A 13,279-nucleotide genomic window follows, 5' to 3' on the forward strand; every position below is an offset into this window, starting at 1 on the left:
GAACCACATTAGGCCAGAACGCGCTATTTCTTCGGCCGCTTGGCCCCCTGGGTGTTCAGGAACACCGCATAGAGCGAGGTGGTGCCGCAGATATAGAGGCGGTTGCGCTTGGGGCCGCCGAATTCGACATTGGCGACGACTTCGGGGATGAGTACCTTGCCGATCAGCGTGCCGTCGGGGGCATAGCAGATCACGCCTTCGCCGGAAGATGTCCAGACATTGCCGTGGATGTCGACACGCAGGCCATCGAACAGGCCGGCTGGTGAGGTGGCGAAGACCTTGCCGCCCGAGAGCGTGCTGCCGTCCTCGCTTACGTCGAAGACGCGAATGTGGCGCGGGCCGTTTTCGACATGGGTGGCGCCGGTGTCGACGATGTAGAGCCTGGATTCGTCGGGCGAGAAGGCAAGGCCGTTCGGCTTGACGAAATCGGTGGCCACCGCCTGCAGCTTTCCGCCGCGCGCGGGCAGGCGATAGACATAGGAAGCGCCGATCTCGGAGGGCGCTGCATCACCTTCATATTCGGAATCGATGCCGTAGGTCGGGTCGGTGAACCAGATCGAGCCGTCCGACTTCACCACCGCGTCATTGGGCGAGTTCAGGCGCTTGCCCTCGTATTTGTCGGCCAGGATGGTGCGGCTGCCGTCATGCTCGATGCGGCTGACGCAGCGCCCGCGATGCTCGCAGGCGATCAGCCGGCCCTCGCGGTCGACGGTGTGGCCGTTCTGGTTGCGGCTGTCGTGGTCGTACACCGAAACCGAACCGTCGGTCTCGTCATAGCGCATCAGCCGGTTGTTGGGGATGTCGGACCAGATCAGATATTTGCCCGCCGGGAAATAGGCCGGCCCCTCCGCCCAGCGCGTGCCCGTATAGAGCTTGTCGAGCTGGGAATTGCCGAAGATGAGCGCCTTGAAGCGCGGGTCGGCGACCACGAATTCCTTGGGGAGCATATCGGTTCCTCGTTGGTTTTGGTTGGTCGCATGGAACGACAATTGCCCGGCAAAATCAATTCATCGGACAAAAGAAAACGGCGCGGAAACCGCGCCGTGGAGTGAGGGCATTTTTCGGAACGCGGACATCTTGTCCGCTCTTGGAATCGCCGCGCTTGACGGTGAGGCAAGAGGCGGACTGGAAGTCCGCGCTCCTAGATCCAGTTCACTGGCCCGTCTTGACCCGCGTCCAGGTGCGGGTAACCAGCGTCTGCACCTTGGCCTGATAGGGCTGCACGGTGTAGGTCTTGGCCAGCATGTCGTCGCTGAGATAGATCTGCGGATTGTCGGTGATCGCCTTGTCGACCAGCGGCTTGGCCGCCAGCACGCCCGAGGCGAACTTGGTGGCGTCGGCATTCTTGGCCGCGACGTCAGGACGGATCATGTAGTTGATGAAGGCATGAGCCGCGTCGACATGCTTGGCGTCCTTGGGAATGGCCATGGTGTCCATCGACATCAGCGTGCCTTCCTTGGGCACGACATAGTCGACCTTCACGCCGTTCTTGGCTTCCTCGGCACGCGCCTTGGCCTGATAGGTGTCGCCGGCCCAGCCGATGGCCAGGCAGATGTCGCCATTGGCGAGCGCGTTGATATATTCGGAAGAGTGGTACTTCTTCACATAAGGCCGGACAGCCTCGAGCAGCTTGCCAGCGGCGTCGATGTCCTTCTTGTCGGTCGAGCCCGGTTCCTTGCCGAGATATTTCAGGGCGGCCGTCAGGACATCCTCGGGGCTGTCGAGGAAATAGACGCCGCAATCCTTGAACTTGGCGAGATTCTCAGGCTTGAACACCACGTCCCAGCTGTTCATGGGCTGGTCGCCATAGACGGCCTTGGCCTTGTCGACATTATAAGAGATGCCGGTGGTGAACCAGGTGTAGTCGACAAGGTACTCATTGCCAGGATCGTAAACCGCAAGATTCTCCATGATCTTGGGCCACAATTCCTTGTAGTTGGACAATTTGGACTTGTCTATTTTCTGAAACACGCCCGCCTTGATTTGGCGTGAAGCAAAGGTCGCAGAGGGGAAGACGACGTCATAGCCGGAATTGCCCGCGAACAATTTGGTTTCCAGCACCTCGTTGGAATCCATGGTGTCGTAGACCACCTTGATTCCGGTTTCCTTGGTGAAATCTTCCAGTACGGTCGGGCCAATGTAATCCGACCAGTTATAGACGTTGACGACCTTGTCCTCGGCCATGGCCTGGCCCGCGAGCAAGGCCACGGCCGTGGCGGCGAGAGCCAGTTTCTTGAAGGCTGACATCGGGAACACCTCCTCTGGGTGAGCGACGCGCATTCCCGGACGCGACGCTGTTCTCTGGAAGCTAGAACTCCTGCTGAACCTGCTCAAGCCTTCCGAAGGGCTTTTCGTGATGTTTTATGTAGCAAGTCCGTTACCGGGCAGGAGCGGATGTTGCGAGACTACAGATAGGTCTCATATTCCAGGCTGGAGATCCGGCGCTCGAACTCGGCGCATTCGAGTTCCTTCATCACCGCATAGACTTCGGCGAAATGCTCGCCGAAATGCCGGCGGGCGAAGTCCGAGCCCCGGAACAGGGCCACGGCTTCCTGCATCGAGCCCGACAGCCTGGGAGCGCCGAGATCATAGGCATTGCCGATGATCGGCTCGGGCGCCGGCATCTTGTTCTCCATGCCTTCATGCATCGCGGCCAGGATGGCCGCGAGCACGAGATAGGGATTGGCGTCGGCGCCGGCGATGCGATGCTCGATGCGGGTGGCCGCCGGGCTGCCATTGGGAATGCGCACCGCCACCGAGCGGTTGTCATAGCCCCAGGTCAGGGAGACCGGCGCATAAGAGCCCGGCATCAGGCGGCGGAAGCCATTATAGCTCGACACGAACAGCAGGGCCGTCTCTGGCATATGGGTCAGCATGCCGCCGACGGCATGGCGCAGGGTCTCCGCGCCCGTGTCCGGCTTGGCAAAGACATTGGCGCCTTCTGCATCGAGGAGGCTGGCATGGATGTGCATGCCCGAACCGGCGGTGTCGAGATAGGGCTTGGGCATGAAGCTGGCGCGCAGGCCGTGCTTGCGCGCCACGCCCTGGATCATCCGGCGCAGCAGCACGGCGTCGTCAGCCGCCGCCATGGCATCGTCGCGATGGTAGAGATTGATCTCGAACTGGCCGGGTGCGGCCTCGGAAATCACCGAATCCGCCGGCAACCCCTGGATCTTGGCGGCCTCGCGCATCTCTTGGATCACCGGCGCGAAGGTGTCGAGATCGGAGATCGAATACATGTTCTGGCGGGCGGGCCCGGTGTCGCGGTGGAACACGGTCTTAGGCGTCTCGCCCGGTTCGCCGCCGCCCTGCAGCAGGTAGAACTCGAGCTCGAAGGCGACCACAGGCTTGAGGCCGAGGGCCGTGAACTTGTCGAGCTGGGCCTTGAGGATATGGCGCGGATCGAGCATCCAGGGCCGGCCATCCGGCAGATACATCGAGATCAGCGCCTGCATGGCGGGCTGGGAAGACCAGGGCACCGGCTTGAGCGTGCCGGGGACGGGGCGGCACAGGCCATCCTTGTCGCCGGTCTCGATATGAATGCCGGTTTCCTCGACCTCGCGCCCCCAGACGTCGAGGCCGAACATCGATTGCGGCATGGCAACCCCGTCCTTGAGGACCTTGTCGATTGCCGAGCCGGGCAGCCATTTGCCGCGGAGAATACCGTTGGTGTCGGGAAGCAGCACCTCGATGACGTCGACTTGCGGGGCGGAGGGCAAATTTTTCGAAGCCGAAGGCAAATCTGCAGCATCGCCGGCGAGTTTGTTCACGCCGTGCGTTTGAAATCCCATGGTACACCGGGGTTGTGAATGCGTTGCGTCTTGACGCATCCTTCATCTGCGCTAATTGTGATCACAAATCTTGGCCGTGTCAAATGGAGTCCGTTTCGCCCATGCCGAGTTCGCCTAAGTCGAGCAGCAGCGAGCCCGCCAGCAAGTTGGCGCCGGTGCATGACAAGGTCTATGCGGCGATCCGCAGCGGGCTGGTTGGCGGCCAATTCGTCCCTGGCCGTGCCGTGACCCTGCGCGGTCTGGCCGAGATGCTCGGCGTCAGTCCGATGCCCGTCCGGGCCGCAGTGACGCGATTGGTCACCGAGGGCGCCTTGACCTTGACCGCGACGCGCCGGGTCAGCGTTCCCGTGATGACCCCCGCTCGCTTCGAGGAATTGGTGCGCGTGCGCATGCTGCTGGAGGGGGAGGCGGCCGAAAGGGCGCTGCCCGCCATCGATGCCGAACGCCTCGCCGCCATCAGGACGCATGACGACGAGGTCGAGCGCTGCCTCGCCGAAGACGATGCCGAAGGCTATATGCGGGCCAATCACGCCTTCCACTTCGCCATCTATACCGCAGTGCCCTCTTCGGTGCTTCTGCCCCTGATCGAGACGCTCTGGCTGCAATTCGGCCCGTTCATGCGGCTTGTATACGAGGATCTCGACATGAGCGGCCTCGTTGACCAGCATCATCGCGCCATCACCGCGATCGAGCGGGGCGACGCCAAGGGGCTGCGCGATGCCATCGAGGCCGATATCGGCGACGGCATGCGCATCATCGGCAAGATGGCGCTGGGCTGAGGCTGCCCCGCCCGCTTCAGTGGCCAGGCTCGCCGCGATGCCAATAGGCAACGGCGCTGACGGCATGTTTGGGAAGCTGCAGGACCTCGCGCCAATGATGGCGCAGCCGCCGCGCCGTCTCCGCTTCGGCGCCGAGCCAGCACTGGAAACGGCCCTCGGAGGGAAGCGGGACCGCGATGACGGCCTCGGCCAGGAGGCCACTTTCGCCGGCCGGGCAGCCGTCGCGCAGGAGCCATTTGAGTTCGACGCCAGCTGGCGGGATGAGGGCCTGGATTTCGTCGGCATTCGCCACCTCGATCAGGGCGATGCCGCGTGCCTCGGCCGGCATGGCCTCGAAGATGCGGGCAATGGCGGGGATGGCCGTCTCGTCTCCGGCGATCAGGTACCAGTCCGCCTCATCGATCTCGCCGCCGCCCGGCCCGAGCATGCCCACGATGTCGCCGGGCTTTGCCCGGGCTGCCCAGCCCGAGGCGATACCGGCATCGCCATGCAGCACGAAATCGACATCGACCTCGCCCGCTGCCGCGTCGATGCGTCGAATCGTATAGAGGCGCTGTGTCGGCCGGCGTTCCTCCGGCGGCCAGATGCGGCGTCCATTCCTGGCCGGGCGGGGCCATTCCGGTTTGTCGAGCCCCGCCGGCGGGATGAGCAGGCGGATATGGATGCCGTCTCGCGTGAAGCGCTGGAGATCCTCGCCCGCAAGGGTGATGCGCCGGATCAGCGGTGTGACCTGGGTGACCTGCCTGACCCGCATCTCGCGAAGACCAGGAAGAACGGTAATATCGCACCCGTCTCCGGTCCACACCAATTCTGGCTTTTCGGCCTGTGCCGCCTTTTCGAGGCGAAGGCTGAGTATGAATTTCAGAGCCGACAAGCCCTGCTCCGTGTCGGCCTCGGCCTTGATCGTCAATTCGCTGGGACGCGCGGCGAGATAGGCGGTTCCTCGCCCGCGCGGTAGTTCGATTTGGGCGGTCTCGCCGGTGCGCCGGGTTGGAAATTCGTCTGTTTCAAAGTCATTGCAAATTGAATTCAAGTATTCATTTCCAAAACTCGTGTCGATGCGAAGTTCGGAATTTAGCGTGCTCATGGCGGGGGATCTCGGGAGGGAAAGCGTGTTGCAAAACACCATCCCTCTATCCGTCTCCATAAAATGATTCAATATCAATATTTTAGATGAATTCAAACCTGCGCAAAATGGTTAGCGAGAGAGGCGGGATGCCAATTTCTCCCAAGGGGTGGGTGAGGGGCGGTTGGTGCACCGGATTGCGCAGTTTTTAGTTCTTCTCGTTAAATTATGCGTTGTCGAGAGTCTTTTTTGTATACGTATGTTGGAGTTGATATAATCATCAAACAAATTATTATTTTGTGTTGATTCATGTTGGATGTATAGTGTTTATCCGCCTCCGGAGTTTACTTTGGGGGGTAAGATGGAGACGAGGATCATTATGGCTGCGGGCCTCATTCTGGGAGGCTGCGCAATGGCCGCGCATGCACAGGAGAGCAAGCCGCTGCCAGGCCAACCGGCCGGGCCGGTGACATCGGAGCAGGCCGGCAATGACGAGCCTGTGATGCTGGAGCCGGTTACCGTCGTGGCTGAGCGCGCCAAGCGCCAGCTTCTCGACGTGCCGGCCTCGGTGACGGTGATTTCGGACAAGGAGTTGAAGTCGCATATGGTGCGCGACATCGACGACCTCACGCGCTACGAGCCGGGCATCACCGTGAGCCGCAACAGTTCGAGCACGGATCCCTTCGGCGGCAATGGCGGCTTCACCATTCGCGGCGTCGGCGGCAACCGCATCCAGATGCGCGTCGACGGCTCGCGCATCCTCGACGGCAACACCGACGGCACGCGCGACTTTGTCGATCTGCCCTTCATCAAGTCGGTCGAGATCATTCGCGGCCCGGCCTCGGCGCTCTACGGTACCGATGCGGTTGGTGGCCTGGTCGCCTTCACCACCAAAGACCCAGCCGACATCATCAAGGAAGGACGCAATTGGGGATTTGAGGCGAGCACCAATTTCGACAGCTACAACAAGGCGCTGGTGAACACTGCCCTCGGCGCTTGGCGCGTCTCCCCCAATCTCGAGATCCTGCTGGGCTATTCGGTCAAGAAAGCGAGCGAGGCCAAGCTCTCGCGCGCCCGGGCCGATGGCGGGCGCTATGGCTGCCCGCGCTGGGTCGAATATGGTGCCATCGATTGCGGCAGTTTCAACCCGCTGGACGAACTCGGGCAGAACTTCCTCGCCAAGATCGTCTGGCGGCCCACCGAATCACTGGAACTGAAGCTCACCGGCGAGATCTTCGATCGCAACAGGGATGTCGACTCCCTCTATAATCGCGGGCCGACCACGGTGCGCACGCCCGCCAATCCCAATCCGCCGCAACTGCCCTTCATCCATTCCTGGACAGGGAGCCAGGAACTCACCCGCTACCGCATCGCGCTGGACGGTCTGTGGAAGCCTGAATACGCCTTCGCCGACCAGATACGCTGGAACATCACCTGGTCGCCGCAGCGCCGCGAGGTCACCAGCCGCGAACACCGCACCCTCGCCAATGGCAATCAGCAATATCAGGACAATGTCACCGAGTTCGGACAGCGCTTCCTGCAGGCCGGCCTGCAGATCGATTCGTCCTTCAAGCTCGGGCGCAGCGACCACAAGCTGGTCTGGGGCTTCGACGGCGAATATGGCTACACCGACTATGTCCGCAATCGCACCACGCGCGTGTTCACCCCAGGCGGCGTACCGGTTTCCGGCTCCACCGTCGTGCCCTACACTTGGAACTTCGCCGATTCCAACACCAAGCGGCTCGATGCCTTCGTGCAGGATGAGATCAGCCTGTTCGACGGCAAGCTCACGGTGACGCCGGCGCTGCGCTATTCCTGGAACCAGATCACGCCCAAGCCCAAATCGGACTATCAGCCGGTAGCCGGCTATGTGCTCAGGCAGCGCGAGGAATCGGCGCTGACCAAGAAGCTCGGCATCATCTACAAGCTCAACGAGACCTATTCGGTATTCGGCCTCTATGCCGAGGGCTTCCGCATGCCCAATGCCGAGCAGCTCTATACAGGCTCCTCGTCAGGACAGCCGGACGGCAATCTCGTGCCGGCGCCGAACCTGAAGCCGGAGCGGGTCCGCTCCTTCGAGGCGGGGCTGCGCGGGCGCTATGGTTGGGGTTATTTCTCCCTGTCGGCCTTCCATGCCGACTACACCAACTTCATCCAGAATTTCGTGGAGATCCCGGCCAGTTCAGGCGAGGGGGTCGACTATACCTGGGCCAATCGCGCCAAAGTCCGGCTGACCGGCATCGAAGGCTCCGCCGAGGTGCAATGGGCCGAAAACTGGAGTTCGAGCCTCAGCCTCACCTATCAGCACGGCAACCAGAAGACGACGCGCGATGCGCCTTGGACCCCGTTCAACGGCGCCAGCCCCCTCACGGCCGTCGCCAGCCTGCGCTGGACCAAGCCGGAACAGGGGCTGGAAGTCGAGATGATCGGCACCTTCGCTTCCAAGGTTAGCCGTGCCAGCACCCCCGACATCTTCAAGCCCGGCGGCTATGCCGTGTTCGATCTCCTCGGAAGCTGGAAGCCGACCGAGAACATCACGCTGCGGGCCGGCATCCTCAACATCGCCGATACGCGCTATTTCCGCTGGCCGATGCCGACCACCTACAGCCGGACGGCGAGTTCGAACGTCGCCTTCTCCAATCCGCTCGAATTGCAGACAGCCGCCGGCCGCACCTTCAGGCTCGGCGCCAACATCACCTTTTAAGGATCCGTCATGAGCCAGCAACGATTGCAGCGCGAACGCCTGCTGCACCATGCCGCCGATGTGCTGGAGGCGGCAGGACGCCTCGGCCGGGTGATGCTCACCACCAGCCAGGGTGGGGCCACCCATGAACGCATCGGTCCTGTCGACAGGGTCGAACGCTCCGGTTTCGCCGTGCGCCTGGCGGGAGCGGCCCACGATGCCGATATCGATACGGCGGCGCTCGGCGCCGTCATACTCGACCGCTCCGGCCGCATGAAGGACAAGGTGCTGCCGCGCCTCGACTTTCAAGGCAAGGATGGGGCCGTGCTGTTCAGCCTGGTCGGCCTCGACGGGCTGGAGCCTTTCGACGCCGGCGTTGCCGAACTGCGCGGCATGGCAACGGAGGCGGCAGAGCCCGTCGACGCGATGGAGCGGGCTGATTTGGCCGAGGACGATCCAGGCTCGCTTCCCTTCGAGGTGGCTCGCTGTGCCGGCGTGCCCGTGACCATCGAACTGCGCCGTGACGGCCTCAGGCAGGCCTGGTCCGGCAATATCGAGGCGGTCAAGCCGGCCATGGGCTTCATCAATGTCATGCAGCCCGATTTCCACCTGCATCTGCGTGCCGGCGCGGTCGGGCGTTGGCGAATGCGGGCCGATAGGGCCGGGCCGGATGGAGTAGAGCTCCTGGCCGAGAATGTGCGAGGCGAATTGATCGGGCTGGCGGTGCGCGGTCCGGCCGCTGTCCTTGCACGTCGCGATTGAGCGAAAGGCGGATCATGCCTCGGATTTTCAGCCAGATCTGGCGGCTGCTGCGCTTGTGCGTCGCCGGCCCGGGTGGGCGCACGGGCCTTGCTTTGCTGACGGTGGTTCTCGGCCTCAATCTGGGCAGCGTCTATGTCAGCCTGCTGCTGATCGATTGGAATGCCCAGTTCTACGGCGCCCTCGAAAAGCGGGACGCCGCCGCGGCCGTCAACCAGATCGGCGTGTTCGGCCTGCTGATCGCCGTCAATGCGGCGATGTATCTGGCGGCGGTCTATCTGCGCAAGAGCGTGCAGATCCGCTGGCGCCACGCGCTGACCGCGGCCGCGCTCGACCGCTGGCTTGGCGGCAGGACCCATGCAAGGCTGCGCCAGGCCGGTGCCACCCCCGATAACCCCGATCAGCGCATCGCCGAGGATTGCCGCCTCTTCGTCGACAAGTTCACCGAGGAGGGCTTGGAGGTCGTCACCAGCATCGTGGGGCTGGTGTCCTATGTGGCCCTGCTGTGGTCGCTGTCCTCCTTTCCACTCGCCTTCACCCTGTTCGGCGTGGCGGTGGAGATCCCGCGCTACATGGTGTGGGCCGCTCCGGTCTATGTGCTGATCTCCAGCGGGCTCACCCATTGGCTCGGTCGTCCTCTGCTGGCGCTCAATGCGCAACAGCAGAGCCGTGAGGCCGATTTCCGCTTCGCGCTCGCGCGCCTGCGCGAATCCTCCGACGCCGTGGCGCTGATGGCGGGCGAGGCCGCCGAAAGGCGCGTGCTGGACGCCCGCTTCGGCGCCATCATGCGCAATTGGCGGGCGCTGATGAACCGCGACCTCATCCTGGGCTGCTTCACCAGGCCCTATCACAGCACGGTGCTGCGCATCCCGATCTTCCTGGCCTTGCCCGCCTATCTTGCCGGGCAGGTCGCGCTGGGCGGGCTGATGAAGCTGGCTTCCGCCTTCCAGAACGTGGTCACCACCCTGTCCTGGTTCATCTTCTCCTATCGCAATCTGGCCGAACTCGCGGCAGCCATCCGCCGTCTCGACGGCTTTCTCGATGCCTTGGGACGGGTCACGGACGGCGAAGGCGTCCGGACCAGGACGAGCGGGCTCGATCACCTGTCCATCCAGGGCCTCGCCTTGGCCACGCCCGAGGGGCGCGCCCTCAACATCCTGGCGGATATGAGATTGGAGAGGGGCGAGAATGCCTGGCTGGCCGGGGCGTCGGGCATCGGCAAGAGCACCCTGATCAAGGCGATGGCCGGCCTGTGGCCGCATGGCGAGGGAAGGGTGACCCTGCCGGCCGAACGGAGGATCGCCTTCCTGCCGCAGGCGGTCTATCTGCCTCTAGCGGATCTGCGGACCGTCCTGGCCTATCCGCAGGACCCCGGGATGCTGCCTCGGCAAGCCTATGCCGGGGCCCTCCAACTGGTCGGCCTCGAGCATCGACTGCCGGGTCTCGATGATGGCGAGCCGCCCCTCGGCCTTTCCGGCGGTGAACAGCAGCGCCTGGCTCTGGCACGGCTGATCCTGGCACGGCCGGACTGGGCCGTGCTGGACGAGCCGACCAGCGCCCTCGACAGCGCCGCAGAGGCGCAATTGTTCGCGGCGCTGCGGGCGGCCCTGCCGCATACGAGCTTCGTCGTGGTGGCGCATCGCGAGCCGGCTGGCCTGGGGCCACTGCGGCGGATCGAGCTTGAGCCATACACATTGGAGGTCGTATCATAGATAGGCATGATTTTTGCTTAAAGCGTTTTGCGATTTGCTGGTATTGGCAAGAATTGCAAAACGCGTCGAAACTGAAGGTTGGAGCAAAAAATCGTTCAGCCATAAACGCGCTTTGCTCTTGGCGATCGGCGATGAGAGAGGGCGAAGCGCGCTGCTAGGACGCAGCATTTTGTCCTCAAACTGTCGCAATCGCGGAGAAATATGCTCCAGCTTCCAAAGTGCATCGAACGGTGAAGCGCATGCGTTTGAACAAAATTCTCTATTTTGGCGATTTTGTACTCTGTCCTGCTGCGGCCCTCGGCCTGCTTCTCTTGACTCTTCTGCAGCATGACGCCACCGCCGTGGGCATCTGGGCGATGGCTTTCGTGCTGGGCTGCATCGGCTGGACTTTCGTCGAATATGCCGTGCACCGCTGGATCTATCATGCGGTGCCGTTCTTCGACCGGATGCACGATGCGCATCATCAGGAGCCCAAGGGCATGATCGGCGCGCCGTCTTTCCTGAGTGTCGGCGTGATCTTCCTGGTGTTCTACTTGCCGCTCTATTTCGCCAACCATGCCTTTGCGGGCGGCTTTACCAGCGGCATCCTGCTCGGCTATGTCGCCTATATGCTGGTGCATCATGCATCGCATCACTGGTCGTCGAAGCCGGGCAGCCTGCTCTATCGCCTGCGCCTGCAGCACATGGTGCATCATTATCGCGGCGAGGAGGGCAATTACGGCGTGGTCACCTCGTTCTGGGACCACATCTTCTCCACCTATGTCGAACCACAGCGGCGACGGGCCTGATTCGGGGGGCTTCACGTCATGAAGGCGAAGCGGTTGGGATCGTCGGGCTCTTCGGCCAGCGCCTTGCAATAGTCGGTGATCACCTCAGGCGTATCGCCATCCGCCCTGAGGCGCCCGCGATCGATCCAGATCGTGCGCTCGCACAGATCCATCACCTGGTCGAGGTCGTGGGAGACGAACAGGATGGTGCCGCGCTGGCGGAAGGCGCGGATCAAGGTCCGGCAGCGTTCGCGGAAGGCATCGTCCCCCACGGCGAGGGCTTCGTCGACGATCAGCACGTCCCCATCGGCATGGGCGCAGATGGCGAAGGCGAGGCGCGCGCCCATGCCGCTGGAATAGAGCTTCACGGGCTGTTCGAAGAAATCGCCGAGGCCGCAGAGCTCCTGAATGGCGGCAAGCCTCGCGGTGACCTCAGCCCGCTTGAGGCCGAGAATGGCGCCGGACAAATAGCAGTTTTCGCGGCCTGTGAGTTCGTAGTCGAAGGCGGCGCCGAGGGCGAGCACAGGCGCAATGCGCCCCTTGACGGTGAGCGAGCCGACTGTGGGGGCGGTGATGCCACAGAGGATCTGAAGCAAGGTCGACTTGCCCGAGCCGTTGCGACCGACGATGCCGACCGCTGCGCCCTTGGGAATGGTGAAGCCGATCTCCTTCAGTGCCCAATACTCGTCGTAATAGCGCTTCTTGCCGCCGAGAAGCACCTGCTTCACCTGGTCGATCGGATGGCGATAGAATTGGTAGGCCTTGCCGAGGTCGCGGCATTCGATCGCGAGTTCTTGCGCGAGATTTTGGCTGGCCCTCTGTTCAGATGATGTCGACAAGGATCGTCTTCTTTCGCATGAACAAGGTCCGGCCGGCATAAAACACCGCGAACGAGGCGGCGAGGCAGACGAGATAGAGCAGGCCATCAGGCCAGGTGCCTCGCAGGATGGCGGCGCGCATCATCTCGATGATACCGGTCAGGGGATTGAGATAGAGCAGCCAGCGCCAGCCCTCCGGCACATTCGAGACTTCATAGAACACCGGGGTCGCGAACATCGCGACCGGAATGATCGAGATGATCAAATGGTTGAGGTCGCTGGTCAGGGCGCCGATGGTGGAGAGGATCCAGACGATGCCGAGCAGGCAGAGGCAGAGAGGCACCAGGATGAACGGCAGTGCCAGCCACGACCAGTGGATCGACTGGTTGATCAGGATCTGCCCGATCAGCAGCACGCCGAGGGCGATCAGCATATAGACGCCGCCGCGCGCCACCGCGATCCAGGCCAGGATCTGGGGCGGGAAGATCGAGCGGCGGATGATGTGCTTGTGCTCGGCCAGCAAGAGAGGGGCGCGATAGGCGATCTCGGCGAAGAAATTGAACACCACCAGGCCGACGAAGATCGAGAAGGCATAGCTGAAGCGCCCGCTGCCTTCCTGGGCGGCGCCGACCTTGAGCGCGCCGGAGAAGACCAGCGTGTAGATCGACAGCATCACCAGCGGCGCCAGCACGGCCCAGGCCCAGCCGAACACCGAGCCGCGAAAGCGCACCTGCAATTCGCGGGTCAGGATGGCGCGAAAGAGTTCGCGCTGGCGCCAGATATCGGCAAAGGGCTGCAGCAAGGGCTGGGTCTCCATGATTGGAGCCATAACCAAAGCACAGAGGTGGAACAAGGGGGCAGCCCGATGGATGCCAGTGGCTGAGGCCGGCGTGTTCTTCTCACG

Annotated in this window: 11 protein-coding genes; 5 read left to right on the forward strand and 6 right to left on the reverse strand. The window is 62.8% G+C overall.

What is annotated here, in order from left to right; genetic code table 11:
- Nucleotides 1-23 precede the first annotated feature (23 nt).
- From ACZYTC_RS22500 to ACZYTC_RS22510, 3 genes are all read right to left on the reverse strand, one after another.
- Nucleotides 24-947, reverse strand: a complete 924-nt coding sequence (locus tag ACZYTC_RS22500) for an SMP-30/gluconolactonase/LRE family protein (protein ID WP_434958301.1) — start codon at nucleotides 945-947, stop codon at nucleotides 24-26.
- Between the two features lie 205 nt (nucleotides 948-1,152).
- The gene (locus ACZYTC_RS22505; RefSeq protein WP_434958300.1) at nucleotides 1,153-2,247 is read right to left on the reverse strand and encodes a polyamine ABC transporter substrate-binding protein; all 1,095 of its coding nucleotides are present in this window, start codon (nucleotides 2,245-2,247) and stop codon (nucleotides 1,153-1,155) included.
- A gap of 158 nt (nucleotides 2,248-2,405) precedes the next feature.
- Nucleotides 2,406-3,719: a glutamine synthetase family protein gene (locus ACZYTC_RS22510; RefSeq protein ID WP_454816219.1), complete on the reverse strand. Its 1,314-nt coding sequence runs from the start codon at nucleotides 3,717-3,719 to the stop codon at nucleotides 2,406-2,408.
- A gap of 173 nt (nucleotides 3,720-3,892) precedes the next feature.
- Between ACZYTC_RS22510 and ACZYTC_RS22515 the strand changes: the two genes are divergently transcribed.
- The gene (locus tag ACZYTC_RS22515) at nucleotides 3,893-4,570 is read left to right on the forward strand and encodes a GntR family transcriptional regulator (RefSeq protein WP_434958298.1); all 678 of its coding nucleotides are present in this window, start codon (nucleotides 3,893-3,895) and stop codon (nucleotides 4,568-4,570) included.
- A gap of 16 nt (nucleotides 4,571-4,586) precedes the next feature.
- On the opposite strand, the gene ACZYTC_RS22520 is transcribed toward ACZYTC_RS22515, so the two are convergent.
- Nucleotides 4,587-5,717, reverse strand: coding sequence for a DUF2218 domain-containing protein (locus ACZYTC_RS22520; protein ID WP_488990566.1), 1,131 nt, complete (start codon nucleotides 5,715-5,717; stop codon nucleotides 4,587-4,589).
- Between the two features lie 331 nt (nucleotides 5,718-6,048).
- Here ACZYTC_RS22520 and ACZYTC_RS22525 point away from each other — a divergent pair, with 331 nt between their 5' ends.
- The 4 genes from ACZYTC_RS22525 to ACZYTC_RS22540 all read left to right on the forward strand — a co-directional run bounded on the left by ACZYTC_RS22525 (nucleotide 6,049) and on the right by ACZYTC_RS22540 (nucleotide 11,578).
- Nucleotides 6,049-8,340 (forward strand): TonB-dependent hemoglobin/transferrin/lactoferrin family receptor, encoded by a 2,292-nt coding sequence (locus ACZYTC_RS22525; RefSeq protein WP_434958296.1) that lies wholly within the window; start codon nucleotides 6,049-6,051, stop codon nucleotides 8,338-8,340.
- Between the two features lie 9 nt (nucleotides 8,341-8,349).
- On the forward strand, nucleotides 8,350-9,081 hold the full coding sequence (locus ACZYTC_RS22530; protein ID WP_488990567.1) for a ChuX/HutX family heme-like substrate-binding protein: 732 nt from the start codon (nucleotides 8,350-8,352) through the stop codon (nucleotides 9,079-9,081).
- 14 nt (nucleotides 9,082-9,095) lie between these two features.
- A complete protein-coding gene (locus tag ACZYTC_RS22535) occupies nucleotides 9,096-10,790 on the forward strand; it encodes an ABC transporter ATP-binding protein/permease (protein ID WP_488990568.1) in 1,695 nt (564 codons plus the stop codon).
- 239 nt (nucleotides 10,791-11,029) lie between these two features.
- Nucleotides 11,030-11,578 carry a sterol desaturase family protein gene (locus ACZYTC_RS22540; RefSeq protein ID WP_434958293.1) on the forward strand — a complete coding sequence of 183 codons (549 nt, stop codon included), beginning with the start codon at nucleotides 11,030-11,032 and terminating at the stop codon, nucleotides 11,576-11,578.
- An 11-nt stretch (nucleotides 11,579-11,589) separates the two neighbouring features.
- On the opposite strand, the gene ACZYTC_RS22545 is transcribed toward ACZYTC_RS22540, so the two are convergent.
- A complete protein-coding gene (locus tag ACZYTC_RS22545; RefSeq protein WP_488990569.1) occupies nucleotides 11,590-12,396 on the reverse strand; it encodes an ABC transporter ATP-binding protein in 807 nt (268 codons plus the stop codon).
- On the reverse strand, nucleotides 12,380-13,192 hold the full coding sequence (locus ACZYTC_RS22550) for an ABC transporter permease (protein ID WP_488990570.1): 813 nt from the start codon (nucleotides 13,190-13,192) through the stop codon (nucleotides 12,380-12,382). Before ACZYTC_RS22550 ends, ACZYTC_RS22545 begins: the two co-directional genes overlap by 17 nt.
- Nucleotides 13,193-13,279: the final 87 nt, after the last annotated feature.

This window comes from Labrys sp. F242 (assembly GCF_057813875.1).